Below are 19,697 nucleotides of genomic sequence, written 5' to 3'. Positions count from 1 at the left end.
GGACTTGGTATGCCAATGTAACATGCTATACGAAAACTGAGATATGTAGCTACTTCTAACTGATCTACTAAACCTACCTGGAATTGAGGTTGAAGATTATACCGATGTTGCGGGAGAATTGATTCTTATAGTGGAAGCAAAGACAACCGAGGCGATTTGCACACGTTGCCAACAAAAAAGTTGTCATTTACACCAGAATCATTGGCATCTAGTGCGAGATTTAAGCATCAGTGGACGAACCGTATTTCTTAAGATCAATCGTCGCCAGTTTAAGTGTCGAACTTGTGGTAAGCCATTCAGTGAAACGCTCGATTTCATCGGCAATCGTCGCAAGCAAACGGATCGATTTGCTCAGTCAATCGTGCAACAGGTTTTGCACAGCAACATTCATAATGTTGCAATTTCAAATGGTCTCACTGATGAAGAAGTATGGTCAATAGTACAGTATGTCAGTCAAAAAACTCCACGTCGATGTGAGTTCAGTAAAACGATTAGGTATAGATGAGATTTCCTTAGGTAAAGGACAAGGAGATTACATAGTCGTCTTGGTCGATTTAGAGCGGTGAATTCCCCTTGCCCCTTCTCGCAAGCAGGAAGATGTGAGGCAAGTGCTTGAGGCATGGGGAGCAGCAGTACTCAATCAGATTATTGAGGTGAGCATTGACCTATCTGGAAACTATAAAAGTTTGGTTCATAAACTTCTACCTAATGCTACGGTGGTTGCCGACCGATTTCATGTTATAAAAATTGTGAATCAGGAATTGGATAAGGCTCGACAAAGTATTTGTAAAGCGAATGAGCAGACGGTAAATGAAGTCCAGAAAGCCCGGATTGCAGCCGCGCTCAAACAAAGTAAATATGCGTTACTCAAGCCGGAGGAAAATCTAACTCAGAAGCAAAAAGCAAAACTAGAAGAAATTCGAGAAGTAGTGCCAAGTCTGGCTCGAATGCATCAGGAGAAGGAATCGTTTAGAGCCATCTTTGAGCCAGCAAAAGATTGGAAAGATGGAACCTTTCAATTGCTCGATTGGTTAGCTCAAGCTCAGGATTCTTTTCAAGAGAGCGTAAGAACAATTTGTCGGTGGTTTGGTGAAGTCACTGCCTATTTTGATAATCACACAAATAGTGGTGTTGTCGAAGGTATTAACAATAAATTGAAGCTGATCAAGCGGTCAGGTTATGGGTTCAGGAACTTTGACAATTTTCAGTTACGTTGCTTAATTTGCTGGCATTTAGCTATTGATTAAGCATAACTCGGACGATAGAGCCAGATCTTTACGATAAAACAGTTGATCCAGTTGAAGTGCGGCGGCGGGTTGGCATGGTGTTTCAAAAGCCGAACCCATTCCCGAAATCTATCTACGATAATGTGGTTTTTGGCGCACGGGTCAATAAGTATAAAGGAGACCTAGACGAGCTTGTAGAAACGTCTCTGCGCCAAGCGGCGTTGTGGGATGAAGTCAAGGACAAACTCAAGGAAAGTGGTCTATCGCTCTCCGGCGGGCAACAACAGCGGCTGTGTATTGCCCGGACGATCGCCACCCGCCCAGAGGTAATTCTCATGGATGAACCTTGCTCTGCGCTTGACCCCATCTCCACCCTCAAAGTAGAGGAGCTGATTCACGAACTAAAGCAGAACTATACCATTGTGATTGTTACCCACAATATGCAGCAGGCAACTCGGGTGAGCGATCGCACCGCCTTTTTCAATGCTGAGGCCACTGCTAAGGGGAATCGAGTAGGCTACCTTGTGGAGTGTGATGCTACCAGCGTCATCTTTAACAGTCCGAAAGAGCAAGCAACGATGGACTATGTGAGTGGGCGCTTTGGTTGATGTGCAACCAACTGCACAAGAATGCTGCGCCAAGCGTGCTATAGTAATAAGTCCGAGGGCGAGTGGCGAAATGGTAGACGCACTACACTCAAAATGTAGCGGGGTTTCCCCATGTCAGTTCGAGTCTGACCTCGCCCATACAGTTTATATGCTTTGCTGCTTAACCACTCCCTCTGCGGCAGCCTGATCTAGGAACCATGTACACTGTCCCTCGATCAGCATAGCTGGATAGGTGTGCGGGTCACCAGTGCGGCTAAGGATGTGACGAAGGGCGGTTTGTTTATTCGCTCCAGTCACCAGAAAGAGGATGTACCGCGCTTGGTTAATAAACGGTACGGTCAAGGTTAGGCGCGGTTGCCCATCCTTATCCCCCACGGTAACAAGGCGATCGCGTACCTGCAACGCGGCAGTGTGTGGAAACAAGGAAGCCGTATGGCCATCCGGCCCCATCCCTAAAAGGATGAGATCTAACGAGGGAATGGTGCCCGTTGCAGGAGCCAACACCTGCTGTAAGGTTGCTTCATAGCGGTCAGCCGCCACGGCTGGGTCTGGCTCATCCGTTGGCATCGGGTGAATATTTGCGGTTGGAATGTCAATGTGCTTAAGCCACGTGGCCATGGCCATACCCGCATTACTGTCGGGGTGATCGTGGGGGACGTAGCGTTCATCGCCCCAAAAGATTTGCCATTGCGCCCAAGGGGTGTTCGCCTTGGCCAATCCTTCATACAGGGGTTTGGGGGTGTTACCTCCCGCTAGGGCAATTGTGAAGCACCCCCGCTTGCTAATTGCTGCTGCCGCCTGCTCAAGAACAGTATCAATTGCAGCAGCAGTGAGTGCCTGTAAGGTGGGGAAGATCTGAATGCGTGGTGTGTTCATAAACCATGGGGGGACTAGGGTAAATCGGGGCGGATAACGCCATCCTCAGCAGTACCAAGGACGGGACTAGAGAAGGGATCGGCATTGCCCTGCCAGTTAAACCCATTGATGCGGAAGAGAATGGCGGCAATTTGGCGATCGAGGTTATAGCGTACCACCACCCCATAGGTGCGGCGACTATACTCCACTAGAATATTCGTATTAAAGACAGCACCGGTATCAACGTTAATTTGCATTTGTGCCCCTGCTCGCACCGGCCCGTATAGTTGTTGCAACAGACCCACATTGACAACGCTAAAGTCAGCAATCCGATCAAACAGGTAGGGGGACGACTGATCATTAAAGGTCTGGGTAAACCCCAGATCAAAGCTAGTGTAGTCAAACCAGTTGCGAGACAAGTGGCCAAACTGTCCCCGAAACCCGGCGCCCGTGATCAGGGCGGGCTGGGTACTGCCGTTGGTATAGTAGTTGGCCACGCCACCAACGTTTGTGTAGAACTGCAAAAAGGGCTGTACAGGGCGAGGGGTGTAGCGCAATCCTTCGGTTTGGGTGGGGGGCAATGGCGTCCCCTGCCAGAGGGGGGTAACCCAATTCAGGTTAGCTCCTGCTTGCAGCCGACCGAGGGTGGGTTCTGGGGGTAAGGAGGCCAAATCACTGGCGGCAGTGACATACTGGCCACCAAGAAGATAGCTGAGGGTGAGACCATGGCCCAAGGGAATGCCGGGGGAAGTAAACGTGCCGCCAAAACTACTTTTGAGTTCCTGCTCGCCCAAGGAGCCATTGAAAATGCGTTGGCGATAAATCGCCGAAACATTAAAAAGATTTTGGCTGTTGATGCTGTGGCGTAGTTGGGCGATCGCTCGCGAGGTGCGAGGCCAGTCAGCAGGGTCTAGGGTCGTTAAAAACCCATAGCCACGGATACGGGTTTGGGGACTAAACCGATGGCTGAGTTCCATGGCCGCTCCATAGCTATTGGCACGGGTAAGGGCAAAATTATTACTGAGAATGCGCTGCAGATAGATAGAGGGCAACAGCGTCAGCGTGGTGTTGCGGGTATTAATGGCGGCGTAACGGTAGATTAAGAACMCCCCGCCGCGATCCTGCTCATCATAGCCAAATTCTAGGGGTAAAATTTCGTAGGGACGGCCAACCACAAATTGTCGTAGGACAATGGGTAAGGCCACTCGCTGATCAAACACCACCCGTCCTCGTCGTAGGGTTAAGAGTGTTTCGTCGGGGTTGATGGGTTGTGCGGTGGCCTCCTGTGCCCGCACTTCTAATTCTGGTGGACTAAAGGGATCGTTAGTAACGCGGAGATTCGTGGCGTACCAACGGCGACCATCAAATTCCAGCCGATCGGCTTCAAAGCGCAACCGATCTAGCGCATCGGTGACCTCTGCTTGGAGAGTCCGTCGTTCACTGTCACTAAACCCAGGCAAGTTGGATGGGTCAGCGCTGCGGCTGATGTCTAAATCTTGATTGACGCGGGCGGCATTGACAACGCCACTGGCATTAGTTATCAGCCCTTGATCAAGTTGCAAATTATACTCGAGGCGATCGCCCCGCAGCACCTGATCGCCCCGCGTAATTGTGACATTACCTTCCGCCACTAAAATTTGCGACGTCAGGTCGGTTTGAATACGATCGGCACTTAGCTCGGCTTGCCGAAAACGCAATAAAACATTGCCAATGGCACTAAAGAGACGACGCAGCAGATCAAATTCTTGGCGATCGGCGGTAACCTCAAGGGGTTGATCTCGGACAACGGCAGTATCTGCATCAGCCTCGGCTAAACGTAATGGCGCAGTGAAATCCGCAGTTGGGTTGACCGTTGGTGGAACGGAGACGCTCAGGTCTGGAACAACCGGCACCCCGAGCAGATCTGCTTGAGCTACCCCAGTGACCTCCGTAATATCCGCCGGTTGATTGAGTAACGGGGGGGGAAGACTTGCAAATACTGGCAGCCAAAACAAGGGTCAAGATTCCTCATGGTTACTGCCTTGATACGTTACCCGATGTTCCCCCCCTTTGGCGAGGGTTACTCTAGATCTTTGCGTTTGGGATTACGGGCGGGATCCCCAGACAGGAAGCCAAAGACAAAGAGCAAGATAAAGAACGTGACCACGATATAAACAGTGATTTTGAGGGTTTCCATGGCGTAGATATTTCTCGAAGCGTCAACTTTTGATCATACGGGATTGCGGAACCGCTTTTGCACAAACCCCCTGAAGCGGCGCCAGTTCGCTTTCACAACGTTCCTCTGGGCAATCCTGTGCAACACAATGAGACTTAAAAAGGCGTAGGCAAGCCAAAAATTTCGTAACAAAGCGCTTCGCTACTGGATGGACGGGCAAGGCAAACGCACGGCTGACCTCAACAAATACTGCCGAGTTTTAGCCAAAGAGTATCCTTGGGCGAAAACACTCAACTCGCTGGCACGACAAGCGATGGCGGAACGAGCGTGGTCAGCGATTTCTCGGTTCTATAACAACTGCAAGCAAAAAGTTAAGGGCAAAAAGAGATTCCCGCGCTTTAAGCGCCTACAAACTCGTGACTCGGTGGAGTACAAAACCAGCGGTTGGCGAAATCCATTTAACGATGTCGTGGCGTATGAGGACGTGCAAATCAGAAACGTGATGAAGACCCATCAGGTAACCAAGTCGATCGTTCGTTGATGCAGCGTGGTATCAATTCCGCCAGTGGCTGGACTATTTCGGAACCGTATTTGGGGTGGTAACTGTCGCTGTCCCATCTCAGTATAGGAGAGTGTAGTGTGCAGATCAAGATCAAACCATCTTGAGCGAGACCCACTTTATCCAACGCTATAGCCCAATTTTCTACATCAATCAGCATTAGCTATCCCATGCCATTTACCTGCATGACCACCACCTCAAACCAAATGGAGGGTATTCCCTGTCTCAGAAATTTGCGCATTCCAGTCGCCACCATCGTCGGCATGGTTGCCGATGGCATGACCGCCGCCGAAATTCTAGGTGCCTACCCTGATCTTGAGCCGGAGGATATCCAAGAAGCTTTGAGATACGCAGCCGAATCCGCTCGGGAACGAGAATTACCCCGACGCACCCCATGAAGGTTTTGTCAATCTTGGAATTGCTGCGTATAGAGACGGGCGTGACACTCCCCGCCGTGGAACGGCGAGGCTTCTCTGAGTTAGGCTAGAGCAAAACCAATCTGCTCTAACTTGACCTTAGAAGGGGCTGCCACAGCCCCTCTACACACTCCACTCAACTCGATATTGAGCTTTGTGCTTACCTTTCTCATGATGTTGCAGGCTCCATTACAGTCTGCATTGATGAGCCATCCTTGAGCAGTTCGGTACAGACCTCTAAGAATTCGTTTTCCTGATGCCTTCCACCCTTCAGGTTTTTCACCGAACGTAGGCAAGAAGTCATTATCGAAAAACGAGGCTTGAGACGTATACGATTCTTCGGTTTCGACTAATCGAATCCCGAAAATTAAACAAAGCTGCTTAATTCGTCCAAACAGCTTGTAGTGCGGAATTTGCACGAACTCCTGATTCGTTTTTGCACCCAAATTGATTTCATCTTTCTGCCCGTTGTTTCGACCGTAGATGATCGTATCGATGTCGTTTTCCAAGCAGAAGTTGACGACCCACCGTGCTGTTTTGTTGATGTAGTCTCGCACGTAGCAATTTCGCTTATGGGTATTAAGTTGGATTCGCTTCGAGGTCGCGCCCTTCATGGATGGCTTGCCATGAGTCAGAATCGATTTGAATTTGGCAACCTGCTTATTGAACCATTGGTTTCGAGATTTCAACCCTCTACCATCCAGCACAAAGGCAAGTCCAGTATTTGTCACGCCGGTCAAGAGGTTATTCAGTCCTGGGTCAAGCGCTAAAACGTTCTCAGGACACAATTTGCAGCATTGAGCAGTCTTGTCCATCGTGAAGTGAACATACTCAACAACCCACTGCCCATTCGTCGGAATGAATCGCAGTTCTCGGATCTGCACATCCTTTAATCGTTCTGGTAGCGGGATGTAGAACGCATCTCTTCCAAATGCAGCTTTTCCACCGTTGCCCAAAGGAACTCGAATCAAGCCTTTCTCTACTTTCAGGGATTGCCCCGTGAATACGACTTGATACAACCCACCTTTGGTGCGGTATCGCGGCAATTTTGGTTCATGGTCGAACTGCCCCAGTTTGAACAGTTTTGAGAGTGATTTGAAGCTTTTGAACGCCTCATTCACAGATTTCAACACTTGCTGTGCAGCCTGAGAATGTAACAGCTTCCGGTTTTCACTCTCCTTCAGTTTTGCGTAGAGGTTGACATACTTCAGAACCTTGAACGGTTTCCGTCCTTGTTCAAAGAAGTATTGCCGAGACTCATACACGCCTTGGTTGTAGAGATTGTTGGCAAGACGCGCTAACTCAGTAAGCAACTGAGCAAGCTGCTTGTCAGGTTGAAAACTATCTTTTTGGACGGCTAAAAACATCATTGGGTTAAGATGGCATGCAGTTATTATAGATGCCGATTTACGTGAATAGCAACCGTATGAGAGAAGATGGCATACAGCTAAAATCGACTCGTCATTGCACGTATCAGTCAGGACATCACTTTGTCTGGAGAAGAATGTCAAGACTGATTCTGCCTACTGCCGTAGGCGCGGGAACCGTTCTGTATCCCCGTCGGGAACGAGCGAGGTTTTATCCGGTTCCCGAACCCTCCGGTTTCTATAAGCCCAATGAACCTCAGTCTTCCATGGCCATCAACATCCTCAATCACAATCATAGGCACAGGACTTACCACACCAACCACCCATAGGTTAGCATCAGGGTCATGGCGGTCAGTGGTAACCCAAACCGCAGATGTTGCCAAAAAGAAAGACGACAGCCTGCGGTAGTTGCCGCCTCAACCGTAATAAGATTGGCCACCGCTCCGAACAGCGTCAGATTACCGGCTAGGGTAGATCCCGCCGCCAGTAGCAGCCAGCTTTGGGTCGCGTCCGGTGGGATTCCCCCCTGCAAAAGCAGCACTGCTGGCACATTAGAAATCAAATTTGAGACAATCACCGTCACCACCAGCAGCCCCGCCGGATGGGTAATCCAAGGCGTTAACCCCGCTAATAGATCCAATTCTTGTACACAGCGGGTGAGGATAAACAAGCCGGAAAACATCACTAGTAAGGACCAGTCCACCTGTTGCAACACGCGTTGGGGTTTAATGCGTCGGGTGACGAGTAAGGCAGCAGCGGCTAAAAAAGCCGACTCTGCTAGGGGTAAGCCGATGATAAAGGCAGTCAGTAATAAACCTGTGACAATTAGGGTTTTGATCAACACGGGTCGATAGGTGCGCAAGCGTGGCAGCGAAGGCGGTGGACAGGGCTGGAGCGATCGCACCTCTGGATAGAGCAACCACAGCAGCCCAACCTGTAACCCTAGGCCAAGAATGGCTACCGGCGCTAAGGCTAGGGCAAACTCATTGTAGGGAATGCCCGAAAATGACCCCACCAGAATATTTTGTGGATTGCCGCTGAGGGTTGCGACTGAACCGATATTGGTGGCACCGGCGATCGCCAACAGGTAGGGTACAGGGTTTAATTTCAGCGATCGCGTCAACTGCACCGTCAGCGGTGTACTCACTAACGCCAAGGTGTCATTTAAGAAAAACGCCGACAACACCCCCGTCCCCACCGTTAACAATCCCAGTAAGCCCAACGGACTCCGGGTAAACCGTAGCACGTACAACAACGCCAGATTAAAAAAACCGGCATAGGATAGGTAGGCATTCACCACCATCATACTGAGCAAAAACACGATGGTATTTGCATCAATCGCCTGCCACGCCTCATCTAGGGTGAGGGTACCTAGGCCAATTAGAACCGCTGCACTGACCAGAGCAATAGTGGCACGATTCATTTGCCAGCCAGGGATAGAGCCAACCCCAAATGCTAGGTAACTCACTCCTAAAACTGTCGATTGAATCCAACTGGACGTGTGTATCATGGCCTACTTCAGGGTTGATTAAGGGTTTGACATCCTCCCCGTCCTGAGCGCAGCGAAGGAAGAGGATTCCATCGTCGCCGATGAAGGTTCCTGCTGCAACGAGGTGACGTGCTCAACCTCTGTCTCCAGAAAAATGTTGATAGCTGCGTTGGATTCTCTGTCCAGAACAGTTCCGCACTGGCACAAATGAGGACGAGTGCTGAGGGACATCTTAACCAAATGGCCGCAACACGAGCATGTCTGGGAGCTGTACTGAGATGGGACAGCGACAGTTACTACCCCAAATACGGTCCCGAAATAGTCCAGCCACTGGCGGAATTGATACCACGCTGCATCAACAATCGACTTGGCTACCTGATGGGTCTTCACCACGTTTCTGATTTGCACGTCCTCATACGCCACGACATCGTTGACATCGTTAAATAAATTTCGCCAACTGCTGGTTTTGCACTCCACCGAGGCACGAGTTTGGGCATCCCGTTTTGCCCTTAACTTTTTGCTTGCAGTTGTTATCGAAGCGAGAAATCGCTGACCACGCTCATTCTGCCAGCGAGTTGAGTTTTTTCGCCCAAGGATACTCTTTGGCTAAAACTCGGCAGTATTTGTTGAGGTCAGCCGTGCGTTTGCCCTGCCCGTCCATCCAGTAGCGAAGCGCTTTGTTACGAACAAAAAGACCCGTCCGCAGCGCTTGATCGAGCCGCTCATACTGGTCTTTAGTTCCTTGCAACTTGGCGTCGCAGACGAGCATTTTATCTACCCAAATCTGGGATAAAAATCCAGTGGTCAAGGTCGCTACCCTCTGAACCAACTTCGGTTACAGTCATCAAAGACTGTGCTGGACGGTATTTTCTAATGATCTCCTTACCCGTCAGGAGATTGCTTAATGCAGTCAGCCTAGGATATCCCTATCCCTGTCCTTCACGACAGTGGAGGATGACAAGTGGTGAGGCACCCCCCACACAACGGTGGCCTGATCATAAATCACCATTCCGGGGCTGGCGCCCTTCGGTTTTTGCACATGTTTACGCAGGGTATAGACCACGGGAACTTGGGCGCTTTCCCGCGCTTGGCTGTGGTAAGCAGCAATATCCGCTGCCGCCTGAATATCTTTTTCACTAGGTAAGTCCCCAGCTTCAAGACGCAGAATCACATGGCTGCCCGGAATTTCTTGGCTGTGAAACCACCAGTCATAGGGACTGGCCACCCGTAACGTCAAGTCATCGTTCTGGCGATTATTGCGCCCCACAAAAACGGTATAGCCGCTGGGGGTAGTGTAGCGCAGGTACGGGCTAGGGGTTTGGGGTGGACGGTAGTAGGTGGGGCATTTGAGATAACCCTGCTGAATAAGTTCATCGCGAATTTCGTCTAGCAGATCAAGAGTGTGGGCGGCATCCAAGGTGGTCTGGACTTGATCAAGGTAGGCGAGTTCGGCCTGTGCTGCGGCTAACAGGGGGGTGAGGTGTTGCTGGGCACGTTTGAGTTTTTGGTGCTGTTTGTACAAGTCTTGGGCAGTTTGGATGGCAGTTTTTTCAGGAGATAGGGGGATGGTGATGGGGGTATTGGTCTCAAAGTCGGTGACGGTGAGCGACTGCATTCCAGGCTGCCATAGGTAACCATAGGCGATGAGGAGATCGGCTACATAGCGGTGGCGATCGCCCTCGGTAGCCTCGGCTAAACGACGCTGAAACTCCTGAACCTTGGCTAATACTTTTTGACGATGCTGCTGCACAGTCTGGCGCAGTTGCTGCTGTAACTGTTGGGTCTCTTGCTGGGCAAGGGCTTGACCATAGTAGGTGGCTAACAGCTCATGGAGTGGCACGGCATGAGCCACCGTCTGGTTGAGGGCAGGGGTGACCCGATAGCCCCGAGGGGTTACCTGAGGCACAAAGCGCTGCTGCTGCAAACACTCTAGCCAATGCTGCCAGTGCTCAAAGAGATGATGCCACTGTTGAGCGGTTAACTCATGGGTGTGTAGGGTATGGTGTATGCCCGCATCCTCAAGTAGATGTTGAACAAGGGCAGGACTGAGGCCGCGGTAGGCCTTTAGGAGTTGTTGCCGTACCGCTCCCGGAATGAGACTAACTTGGCTTTGCCAGTGCTCAAAGGAATCCTCAACCGTGGGGATAGCGGCTGTCAGCGGCGGCGGCGGGACGTAGGGGGCACCGGTGAGAATGGGGCGAAGACGAGATTGGTGAGCGCTGACTTGATGCGCCGCCGTAATAATCTCCCCAGCAGTGTTGACCAGAATCACATTGCTGTACTTGCCCATGATTTCCACATAAAGGTGCCACTGAATCGGGTCTTGGGGGCGTTGGGCAAACTGCAAATCCACAACCCGCTCCCAGTCATGGAGCAAGTCAATCTTCACTAAGGCCAAGCGGCTGAGTTGATGGTGCAGCTGCTGACTAAAGGTGAAGGTATCGGGTTGGCGAGGGGGTGGCGGTTCAAAGCAAATCCGCGCTGCTTGGGGATGCCAACTCAGTGTTAACCAGTACTGCTGCTTGAGAGTGCGCAGAGCAAGGGCAAGGGTGTGGCGATCGCGCTGATAAACCGTTTCTAGTCGTGCGGGTAACGTGCCCTGTAAACTAGTACAGATGGCACGCAGGGTAGTGAGATCAACAGGTTGCACAGCCAACACTCCAAAATACCAATGCTGCCGCTTTTCGTTGAGTTCCGACGTTCTTTAGGGGCGAACTACCGCTCATCATCGCTACGGGATAGATAAACGGCTTCCTTGTTAAATCCCGTTGAACCCATTGATAAGTGGTTCTCTGACCCCTCTTGAACCAACTTGTTACCTGGTGGATGGATGTTCCACCTGCTTGAGAAGCTGCCACAACCCTGAGCCGTAAATCTAATGAATGCCTTGGCATGGGCTGCTCTACCTTAATCTGTAAGCACTGCATTTCCTATATTAGCTTAATAGCCTTTAGTGGGTTACGAGGGGGTAGTACCCACCTTACAGTAGTTTCCGCAACGATATGGGACAATTCTTACAGAAACAATATTCTGAGATGTTGAAGAACTACTTTGCTCACTGCTGCTGTACCAGTTAGTGATGCAAACCGCTGTAAAAGTATCTTATTACACAATTTTCACCACCGTTTCGGAAGAACCAAGATGTACTCTGGCATGAGTCGCACTTTGTGGCTTCTTGTGGTGGCGTAACGGTTTCCGTACTGAAGCGATATAGTGAGAGCCAGACTGCACCTGACTCGTACCATAGGAGTTGGTTCATCTGCGGGGCATCGAACCCCTTGATGAACGCGCTTTCATCCCGATGCTCACCTGACCCTTTGGGACGTGAGCTACAGGTAGAGCGCGGGGCGTCCCGCTTAGGTGGCTAAAACAGCGCCGCTCGATAGTGAGGTGCTCCCCTGTGAGTTGGCCAACACGGTGCCAAAATATAGGAAATTCTCAACAACATCACCTATATGGCTTTTTATGGCTTCGCCAATCCTTGAACTTCAGGCCGCTGATGGTACGACGCAACAGATTCAACTGGGGAGCGATCGCCTCGTTATCGGCACCGATCCCCAAAACCACGTCATCCTTGTGGGGGAAGGGATCTCCCGCCACCATGCAGCTATTCTCCCCAGCGACGGGGGATACACTATTGCCGACTTGGGCAGTGTCAGCGGCACCGTTGTCAATGGGGTAAAGCTGCGTCCCCGCACGCCGGTGGTACTCAAGGAGGGCGATCGCATCCAAATTGGCAACTTCCAGATCATCTTTTCCCCGGCGGCCGTGGCCACCACCGCGCTACCGGGCACGGTGGTGATGGGGGCACCCAGCACGCCAATTTTGCAAGTGGCAACCCCCCAGTGGCTGCAAGAGTTTCCCCTCCTCAAAGACGAACTGATTTTAGGGCGGGATCCACAAGCGGATATTGCCATTGACTATCATTTTGTTTCCTTTCACCATGCCAAGCTCGTGCGCAGCGGCGAGCACTACAAAATCACTGATCTAGGGAGTAAAAACGGCCTGCACTGGCGCGGTGCCACGGTGAGCGAGCACCTTCTGAGTCCGGGGGATGTGCTCCACATCGGTGAATCTCTGCGGCTGACCTATTTGCTCATGCCTGCCACCCAAGTGGTTGAGCATACGCGCCCCCTGCAACTGCGCGATCGCCAGACCATTCGTATTGGTCGAGATCCTGCCAACGATATGGTTTTAGATCATCSGGTGGTCTCGCGGTTCCATGCCCGCCTCTACCTAGAGGATGGCCAGTGGCACATTATGGATTTAGAGTCGGCCAATGGCACCTACGTTAACAATCGCCGCCTTGACCCCCGCAAACCCTACCCCTTGCCCACCGGCGCACTGATTCGCATTGGCCCCTATAGTTCGGTGTTTACGCCGGATGAAACCATTGTTCCCCACAACGACAGTGGCAACCTCCGCCTCGATGCCATTCACCTTAGTAAAACCACCCCCAAGGGAGCAAAGCTGTTGCAGGATATTTCCCTGTCGATTTTGCCCCGGGAGTTTGTGGCAATTGTCGGCGGTAGTGGGGCAGGCAAATCCACCCTTCTGGATGCCCTCAATGGCTTTCGCCCGGCTACTGGCGGCACCGTACTGGTGAATGGCAATGACCTGTACCGTTACTTTGGCACCTATCGCACCCAAATTGGCTATGTCCCTCAAGATGACATTATTCATTCCGAACTGACGGTGACCCAAGCCTTGGACTATGCGGCACGTCTGCGACTACCAGCGGACTTTACAGAAAAAGAGCGCCAAGAGCAGGTGCGTCGAGTGCTCTCAGAATTGGAGTTGACCGCCCGCCGACACGTGCTCGTCAAACAGTTGAGTGGGGGACAGCGCAAGCGGGTTTCCATTGGGGTTGAATTACTCACCCGCCCCAGCCTCTTTTTCCTTGATGAGGCCACCTCCGGCCTCGATCCGGGAACAGAAACTCAAATGATGCGCCTACTGCGGCAACTGGCTGACCAAGGGCGGACGATTTTACTGATTACCCATGCTACCAAGAATGTGATGCTCTGCGATTTGGTGGTGTTTTTGGCGCGGGGCGGACACCTTGCCTACTTTGGCCCACCGGATCAGGCGCTTAGTTACTTTGATGTGCAAGACTTTGACGAAATTTATCTAAAAATTGACAGCGAACCCAACCCCGAACTGTGGCAGCAACGGTATCGTCAGTCCCACCTCTATCAAACCTATGTGGCCGATCGCCAACGTCCCCTCAACATCGATACCGCTGCAACGCGGCAGATCCAGCAACAGCGGCAAGCACCCACGGTTCCTCAGGTGGCACCATGGCGACAGTGGTGGATTCTGACCCAGCGCAACTTAGCCATTGTGCGCCAGGATAAGGCGGCGCTGATTCTAATGCTATCCTTAGCCCCTCTGCTGGGTGCCTTGGATTTTGTCCTCTGGAAACCCACCATCTTGGATCCAGAGCAGGGGGATGCCGGGCAAGCCTTTACGATGGCGTTTGTCACTGTCCTGATTGCCGTAATGGTGGGCAGCTTGGCAACGATGCGCGAGATTGTCAAAGAAGTGGAAATCTATCGCCGCGAGCGGATGGTGGGGCTAGGGCTGTGGCCCTATATCCTTTCTAAACTTGCACCGGCTGTTGTGTTAGCCCTTTACCAAGCGGCGGTTTTTYTGGGGCTCAAGTTCATGGCAGTGCGCATGAGCCTGGGTTGGGGGGCGATCGCTGGCCTATACCTGACGTTATTCCTCTCCACCTTTGGCGGGATGGTGATGGGCTTGTTAGTCTCTGCCCTCTCGCCAACGCAAACGGTGGCTCCTTTACTCACTATTTTGTTTTTAGTGCCCCAGATTACCTTTGCGGGCGCCATTATTCCCCTGAAGGATTTGGGGGTGGTGGGCAATTTTCTCAGCGATGTCACCCTGACCCGCTGGAGCTATGCCAATGTGGTCTCCCTCATGGGGTTTGGCCGGGATGTAGCCGCTGATCACTGTTGGCAGGAACCTAAGGCGCAACGGGAGAAACTGAGTGCTGCTGTCTTAGAAACCTGCCCTTGCTTTGATGACAATCTCTTTAGTCGCTGTAATTTTCCGGGGGTGCGCAAAGAGTACCACCCTGCCGTTGATGAGCCGGAACCACCCCAGCCCCCCGAGCCGGGCGATGCGCCAGGGTTACCCAACTCGATCGTTGATTTTGACCAAGCCTATCGGGATCGGGTTGAAGCCTACAACCAGAAAGTGAAGGACTATCAGGCGGCTATGGATCGCTGGCAAGATCAGTTTGCTGAGTGGAAAGAAAATCGGGGGCGGGCGATCGCCAGTGGTGAAGCCCTGATTGATCGCTTTTGGAGCTTACAGAGGCAGACGTTTACGGCCAATGTTCTCGTCAATAACCTGCGCCTAGGCGGTATTATTGCCGTAATGCTGGGGTTGGTGGGGTGGTTTCAAAAACGCAAGGATATTCTGTGACGCAACGGCAACGACTCGGCTATTTAGGCCCAGTGGGTACCTACAGTGAAGAAGCGGCTCAGCGCTATGCCCAGTGGCAGCAGGGTGAGCCCATAGACTTGGTACCCTTCTCGACCATTGCTGGCTGCCTAGAGGCGCTGGCGATCGCCCAGTTGGATCTGGCGCTGGTGCCCAGTGAAAACTCCGTTGAGGGGAGTGTCAATAGTACGCTAGATTCCCTCTGGCGCTTAGATAAACTGCACATCCAGTACGCCTTTGACCTGCCCATTCTCCATGCCTTTGTGGCGCAGACCCCTCGGCTTGAGGAGATTCGTACTGTCTATTCCCACCCCCAAGCCCTAGGCCAATGTCAGCGCTGGCTGCAACACATGCTGCCCCATGCCCAGCAGTGTCCGGTCGCCTCTACCGCCGATGGCTTGCAGTACGTGGCGCAATCGGCTACCGTGGGGGCGATCGCCTCGGTTCGGGCGGCCCAATTGCATCAACTGCCCATTGTGGCTACCAACATTCAAGACCTAGCGGACAACTGCACCCGCTTTTGGGTGGTTAGCCGTCAACAGGGCAATGGCTGGCCGACCACCAGCAGCACCCACACCTCCATTGCCTTTAGCCTCAAGGCCAACCAACCGGGGGCACTGCTCAAGGTTCTGCAACTTTTTAGCGATCGCCAGATTAACCTCAGCCGCATTGAATCTCGCCCCAGTAAGCGCGCCCTCGGAGACTACCTGTTTTTTGTGGATCTTGAAGTCAATGGCCAACCTGCCATCGTCGCTGAGTGCCTAGAAGCCCTTACTGCGGTTACTGATGTACTTAAAATTTTTGGCAGTTACCAATTTTTACCGCTAGGAGTGTCCTGATTTCATGCAGATTGGTGTCCCTAAAGAACGCAAAGACCAAGAATTTCGTGTTGGTCTCACGCCGGCGGGGGTGCAAGCCCTACGAGAGCGCGGACATGAGGTTCGTATTGAAACGGGTGCTGGGGTGGGGTCTGGGTTTAGCGATGAGAGCTACCAAGCCGCTGGGGCAACGGTGGTGGAGACCGCTCAACAAGCATGGGATGCAGAGCTAGTCGTCAAGGTCAAGGAACCCCTGCCCTCTGAGTACCGCTACCTGAGATCTGGCCAATACCTGTTTACCTATCTACATTTAGCCGCCAGTCGCGAATTGACCGTGGCACTGGTGCAATCGGGGGTCACCGCCATTGCCTACGAAAGCGTTGAAGAAAATTATCACCATCAACGCAGTTTTCCGCTACTCACCCCCATGAGTATGATTGCTGGGCGCTTGGCGGTACAGTTTGGGGCACGGTTCCTAGAGCGTCCCCAGGGCGGGCGAGGAGTCTTACTCAGCGGCATTCCCGGTGTCTCCCCTGGACGGGTGGTGATTTTAGGGGGTGGCATTGTTGGTACCGAAGCGGCTCGGATGGCGATCGGGCTGGGGGCGCAGGTGAGCATTCTGGATATTAACCTAGAGCGGCTCAAGTATCTTGAAACCCTCTTTGGCGCACGGCTGGAGTACCTCTATAGCACCTCTCATCAAATTGCGGCCTTACTGCCCCACGCAGATCTAGTGATTGGTGCGGTGCTGGTGCCCGGTCAACGTCCGCCCTGTTTAGTGCCAAAGGCGCTCGTACAGACCATGCGCCCGGGAGCCGTGATTGTGGATGTGGCGGTGGATCAAGGGGGGTGCGTAGAAACCCTGCGCCCCACCACCCACTCTGACCCCACCTACACCGCCTTCGGGGTTGTCCACTACGGGGTGCCCAATATGCCCGGTGCCGTGCCGTGGACAGCCACCCAAGCACTGATGAACAGCACGCTGCCCTACATTCTCCGCTTGGCTGATCATGGCGATCGCGCCCTTGACCTGTCTCCTGCCTTAGCCAAGGGGCTAGCCATTCAGCACCATCGGTTAGTGCATCCCGATGTTCGGCAGGTGTTTCCTGACCTTTAACGTACTCCCGGGAGACCCTTGCTCGATAGGCTTTCAGGAAGCCAGCGCAGAGTGTTGACCACCATGGCCAAGGCAATTAGAATCTTCTATTGAAAATTATTGACATTTTTTCTCATCTATCTTAGATTGAATATCAGTGTTCTCCTCTCTGAGGAATCGGCAGGCGGGGTCAGTCGTTGAGACGACCCYTTTTTCTTTGAATTCTAAGCATACCCGCCAAGGGAAGGGATAAGTGCTGGCACTAAATTATTGCAATTCTTTTGCAATTTCCCCAAACAATAAATGTTGGATACAGTACCAGAGAACCGTATAGGGAGCGTGGAGGTAAGGTTCTTGACGAGCTTCCATCGCATGAATTTCCTCCCGCATCCAGCGCACCACTGCCGCACTGAGATAGGGCGCAATGGGATACTTGAGCGCCTTCATGAGGCTAAGTCCCTGATAAAAATCGACTGCATCCTTGATGGCCGTCGCCCTGGTTACGAAAGTTGAAAGGGTTTCGTGGGGTAAGGAATGCTCAGGAGCAATCCGCTGTAAGGCGGCCACTGCCATCAGTAAGGTATCCGTATCGTAGATCTGCTGCCGAATCAGCGTCTCTAGGGTTTGAATGGCTCTGGTGTGACCGGGGTGCACCACACCAAGTGCCCGGCACAGAGCAACCTGATGAGAGTGTACCGTTGCCCAGTCAAGGAAGCGCAGGAGGCGCGACTCCACCTCTGCTAGATGGGCATTGAGGCGCTGGAGGCAACGGCTAGCGGCAATCACATCTTCAAGGGAGGACGAGTGCCGTAGTATGGTCAGTGCTATCTCGGTTGCTTGCTGCGCCAAGGAATCTCCCGCCAAGCCCATAGTTGTTGCAGCAGCAAGGCGCAGGCCGTTTGGCTCTTGAGTGTTGTTTGCCAGTTGGCAGAGGAGTTTTGCTAAAGTACGCCCTTGGGTACTGTTCCAAGCAGTTTGCACCAGTGGCGGCGGCACTTGAACCAAGAACTGTTGTAGCTGTTCCACTAACCCCTGTCTTAGCTCGATGTCTGGCGTTTTTTGCAATAACCCCTGTTCAAACGTTTGCAATGCCTGCTGAAGATGAGCGTCGTTTGGTTGTTGCTGCATGATCAAGATGGCTGCTTGGGTGCGATGTAGCCCGTGCTCTTTAGTAGCTAGGTGTTGGAGGTAGGGGATAGCCCGCTGAGCCGCCACCTGCTCTAGGGTGGCCTCTGCATCGAGTTGCAAGGCGGCAAAGAAAAACCGTAACTGCGGGGACGTTTCAAACGAGCCAAAGGTACGCAGCACACCACAGGCCCAGTGAACAACATTTTGCAGGGACTGCTGATATTGCAGGGACTGGGCTGTTTGGTAGTTGAAATAACTGGTTTCTAGCCATGCAAACTCTTGCTGAGCAAGATCGAGCTGTAAGCGGCACCAAAATAGGAGATCTGGGAGCTGGTGCAGGGACGATGAGCTATCGGGGGAGATAGCAATAGTGGTACGGCTGCCCTGTTGGAGGTGTGCCCACGTCAGGGGGCGAGCTTGGGGATGGCGACAAATGAGGGGCAATGACGCTGTTCCGGGTAAGTGTTCCTCGATGTGCACGAGTTCCCGCAGTTGCGATCGCGCCTGTGCCACTGCCGTATAGAGATCGGCACCCCTTTGAAAATTGCTGAGAAAATACTGTAAAAATCGCTGCGCAACAAGATCGGGAATCACTTCCCGCATCCCAATGACGTGGGGAACCCCCAGTTGCACGAGTTGTTGGGCAATATCAATACTTTCACAGGAGTTAAAAATACCAAGCTGTAATCCCTGCTGGGCAGCATACTGAAGGGTGTCGCGGATCTGTTGAATCTCTAGGCGAGAGTCCACATCAATAGCGCCATTCCCGCTATGCCCCGCGTAGAACAGAATGTCCCATGGTTCCTGCCACAGGTGGACGAGGTCTCCTAGGCTGGGAGTCACTAAGGAGTGAAGCTCTACATTTGGCAGCGCCCGAAGGGCTGAGAAATCACCGCTGAGGTTCAGACCATGCTCTTTGCCAAAAATGGCTAGGATGCGAACTCTTGGATACTTGTGATGGGGGTTTTGCAAGGGTCGATAAAAGCGCGGCATGAACACCACTTCAAGCTCCAGATGATTGCGAATGCGAAACCACTCATGCCACGGATACCGCCATAGCTCAAGGGTGGGGGTTTGGACGAACAGGTGCCGGGATTCGCCAAAGGGATTAAACAGATAATTAGCCAAGCCAAAGCACGATGAACTGACATCCCCATGACTTGATAGATCATTGACGCGGGTCTCGTTGAGCCAGCGTTGCAGACGCTCGACAAAGATGTGGTATTTTGCTCTTACGTCTTGCAGCAAGTGGGGTAACGGACTAGAAATATTGGTAATTTGGTTCCCCACTGCACCCAAGCGGGTGGCTTTGGCACACTCCCTATAGGCACCCACCCATTCCTCGTAGGCTGTCTTCACTAACTGGAGGGGCTGGAAGACTACTGGAAACACGCCTTGGGCATCCAGTTGGCCTTCTAAACCCAAGAGTAATCGTCCTTCAAAGCTTTGGTCAGCTAGCGGTGGAGTGTCGAGTTCTATACAGACGTGCTGCATCATAGCAATCGGGGAGATGCT

Annotated in this window: 15 protein-coding genes, 1 tRNA gene and 3 pseudogenes; 9 read left to right on the top strand and 10 right to left on the bottom strand. The window is 52.3% G+C overall.

The annotated features are described in order from the left end of the window. The first annotated feature begins 82 nt into the window (after positions 1 to 82). From L5220_RS04560 to L5220_RS04550, 3 genes and pseudogenes are all read left to right on the top strand, one after another. A pseudogene (locus tag L5220_RS04560) lies at positions 83 to 1,247 on the top strand (ISL3 family transposase). Between the two features lie 23 nt (positions 1,248 to 1,270). Then, positions 1,271 to 1,834 (top strand): annotated as a pseudogene (locus L5220_RS04555) (phosphate ABC transporter ATP-binding protein); the annotation flags it as partial. Positions 1,835 to 1,890: 56 nt separating this feature from the next. Then, positions 1,891 to 1,972: transfer RNA gene (locus L5220_RS04550), tRNA-Leu, on the top strand. A gap of 6 nt (positions 1,973 to 1,978) precedes the next feature. On the opposite strand, the gene pgl is transcribed toward L5220_RS04550, so the two are convergent. The 3 genes from pgl to L5220_RS04535 form a co-directional block, all read right to left on the bottom strand. Beyond that, positions 1,979 to 2,710 carry a 6-phosphogluconolactonase gene (gene pgl, locus L5220_RS04545; protein WP_499571941.1) on the bottom strand — a complete coding sequence of 244 codons (732 nt, stop codon included), beginning with the start codon at positions 2,708 to 2,710 and terminating at the stop codon, positions 1,979 to 1,981. A 14-nt stretch (positions 2,711 to 2,724) separates the two neighbouring features. Then, positions 2,725 to 4,683: a DUF3769 domain-containing protein gene (locus L5220_RS04540; RefSeq protein ID WP_499571939.1), complete on the bottom strand. Its 1,959-nt coding sequence runs from the start codon at positions 4,681 to 4,683 to the stop codon at positions 2,725 to 2,727. A gap of 65 nt (positions 4,684 to 4,748) precedes the next feature. Next, positions 4,749 to 4,865 carry a photosystem II reaction center protein I gene (locus tag L5220_RS04535; RefSeq protein WP_499571937.1) on the bottom strand — a complete coding sequence of 39 codons (117 nt, stop codon included), beginning with the start codon at positions 4,863 to 4,865 and terminating at the stop codon, positions 4,749 to 4,751. 187 nt (positions 4,866 to 5,052) lie between these two features. Here L5220_RS04535 and L5220_RS04530 point away from each other — a divergent pair, with 187 nt between their 5' ends. Together L5220_RS04530 and L5220_RS04525 are read left to right on the top strand one after the other, a co-directional pair. Further along, positions 5,053 to 5,385, top strand: coding sequence for a hypothetical protein (locus L5220_RS04530; RefSeq protein ID WP_499571933.1), 333 nt, complete (start codon positions 5,053 to 5,055; stop codon positions 5,383 to 5,385). 203 nt (positions 5,386 to 5,588) lie between these two features. After that, positions 5,589 to 5,801, top strand: a complete 213-nt coding sequence (locus L5220_RS04525; protein WP_499571930.1) for a DUF433 domain-containing protein — start codon at positions 5,589 to 5,591, stop codon at positions 5,799 to 5,801. 80 nt (positions 5,802 to 5,881) lie between these two features. Here the strand turns inward: L5220_RS04525 and L5220_RS04520 are convergent, their stop codons facing one another. From L5220_RS04520 to L5220_RS04495, 6 genes are all read right to left on the bottom strand, one after another. Next, positions 5,882 to 7,189 (bottom strand): RNA-guided endonuclease InsQ/TnpB family protein, encoded by a 1,308-nt coding sequence (locus tag L5220_RS04520; RefSeq protein ID WP_499571926.1) that lies wholly within the window; start codon positions 7,187 to 7,189, stop codon positions 5,882 to 5,884. Positions 7,190 to 7,493: 304 nt separating this feature from the next. After that, positions 7,494 to 8,654 (bottom strand): anion transporter, encoded by a 1,161-nt coding sequence (locus L5220_RS04515; protein WP_227517501.1) that lies wholly within the window; start codon positions 8,652 to 8,654, stop codon positions 7,494 to 7,496. Between the two features lie 60 nt (positions 8,655 to 8,714). Continuing rightward, positions 8,715 to 9,065, bottom strand: coding sequence for a zinc ribbon domain-containing protein (locus L5220_RS04510; protein WP_499571947.1), 351 nt, complete (start codon positions 9,063 to 9,065; stop codon positions 8,715 to 8,717). 169 nt (positions 9,066 to 9,234) lie between these two features. Beyond that, the gene (locus L5220_RS04505) at positions 9,235 to 9,483 is read right to left on the bottom strand and encodes a hypothetical protein (RefSeq protein WP_499571922.1); all 249 of its coding nucleotides are present in this window, start codon (positions 9,481 to 9,483) and stop codon (positions 9,235 to 9,237) included. 102 nt (positions 9,484 to 9,585) lie between these two features. Beyond that, a complete protein-coding gene (locus tag L5220_RS04500; protein WP_499571919.1) occupies positions 9,586 to 11,325 on the bottom strand; it encodes an Rqc2 family fibronectin-binding protein in 1,740 nt (579 codons plus the stop codon). Next, positions 11,312 to 11,569 carry an IS630 transposase-related protein gene (locus L5220_RS04495; RefSeq protein ID WP_448514152.1) on the bottom strand — a complete coding sequence of 86 codons (258 nt, stop codon included), beginning with the start codon at positions 11,567 to 11,569 and terminating at the stop codon, positions 11,312 to 11,314. Before L5220_RS04495 ends, L5220_RS04500 begins: the two co-directional genes overlap by 14 nt. A 231-nt stretch (positions 11,570 to 11,800) precedes the next feature. On the opposite strand from L5220_RS04495, the pseudogene L5220_RS04490 reads away from it, so the two are divergent. From L5220_RS04490 to ald, 4 genes and pseudogenes are all read left to right on the top strand, one after another. Further along, positions 11,801 to 11,917, top strand: a pseudogene (locus L5220_RS04490) (IS200/IS605 family transposase); the annotation flags it as partial. A gap of 223 nt (positions 11,918 to 12,140) precedes the next feature. Further along, entirely contained in the window at positions 12,141 to 15,122 is a 2,982-nt protein-coding gene (locus L5220_RS04485; protein ID WP_499571916.1) for an ABC transporter ATP-binding protein/permease, read from the top strand. After that, positions 15,119 to 15,979: a prephenate dehydratase gene (gene pheA / locus L5220_RS04480; protein ID WP_448527303.1), complete on the top strand. Its 861-nt coding sequence runs from the start codon at positions 15,119 to 15,121 to the stop codon at positions 15,977 to 15,979. Before L5220_RS04485 ends, pheA begins: the two co-directional genes overlap by 4 nt. A gap of 4 nt (positions 15,980 to 15,983) precedes the next feature. After that, entirely contained in the window at positions 15,984 to 17,075 is a 1,092-nt protein-coding gene (gene ald, locus L5220_RS04475; RefSeq protein WP_499571913.1) for an alanine dehydrogenase, read from the top strand. 246 nt (positions 17,076 to 17,321) lie between these two features. On the opposite strand, the gene L5220_RS04470 is transcribed toward ald, so the two are convergent. Further along, a complete protein-coding gene (locus tag L5220_RS04470) occupies positions 17,322 to 19,679 on the bottom strand; it encodes a CHAT domain-containing protein (protein WP_499571909.1) in 2,358 nt (785 codons plus the stop codon). Positions 19,680 to 19,697: the final 18 nt, after the last annotated feature.

The organism is Synechococcus sp. PCC 6716, assembly GCF_022570815.1.
GTDB classification, from domain to species: Bacteria; Cyanobacteriota; Cyanobacteriia; order Thermosynechococcales; family Thermosynechococcaceae; genus Thermosynechococcus; species Thermosynechococcus lividus.
Note: the sequence above shows the minus strand (reverse complement) of the source record. Positions and strands in the feature narration are given on the sequence as shown.

Excerpts from the sequence above, each read along its gene's own strand:
- pgl (WP_499571941.1), bottom strand. The coding sequence starts at position 2,710 with ATGAACACACCACGCATTCAGATCTTCCCCACCTTACAGGCACTCACT.
- L5220_RS04495 (WP_448514152.1), bottom strand. The coding sequence starts at position 11,569 with ATGCCAAGGCATTCATTAGATTTACGGCTCAGGGTTGTGGCAGCTTCT.
- L5220_RS04470 (WP_499571909.1), bottom strand. The coding sequence starts at position 19,679 with ATGATGCAGCACGTCTGTATAGAACTCGACACTCCACCGCTAGCTGAC.
- ald (WP_499571913.1), top strand. The coding sequence starts at position 15,984 with ATGCAGATTGGTGTCCCTAAAGAACGCAAAGACCAAGAATTTCGTGTT.
- L5220_RS04520 (WP_499571926.1), bottom strand. The coding sequence starts at position 7,189 with ATGATGTTTTTAGCCGTCCAAAAAGATAGTTTTCAACCTGACAAGCAG.
- L5220_RS04530 (WP_499571933.1), top strand. The coding sequence starts at position 5,053 with ATGGACGGGCAAGGCAAACGCACGGCTGACCTCAACAAATACTGCCGA.
- L5220_RS04535 (WP_499571937.1), bottom strand. The coding sequence starts at position 4,865 with ATGGAAACCCTCAAAATCACTGTTTATATCGTGGTCACGTTCTTTATC.
- L5220_RS04525 (WP_499571930.1), top strand. The coding sequence starts at position 5,589 with ATGACCACCACCTCAAACCAAATGGAGGGTATTCCCTGTCTCAGAAAT.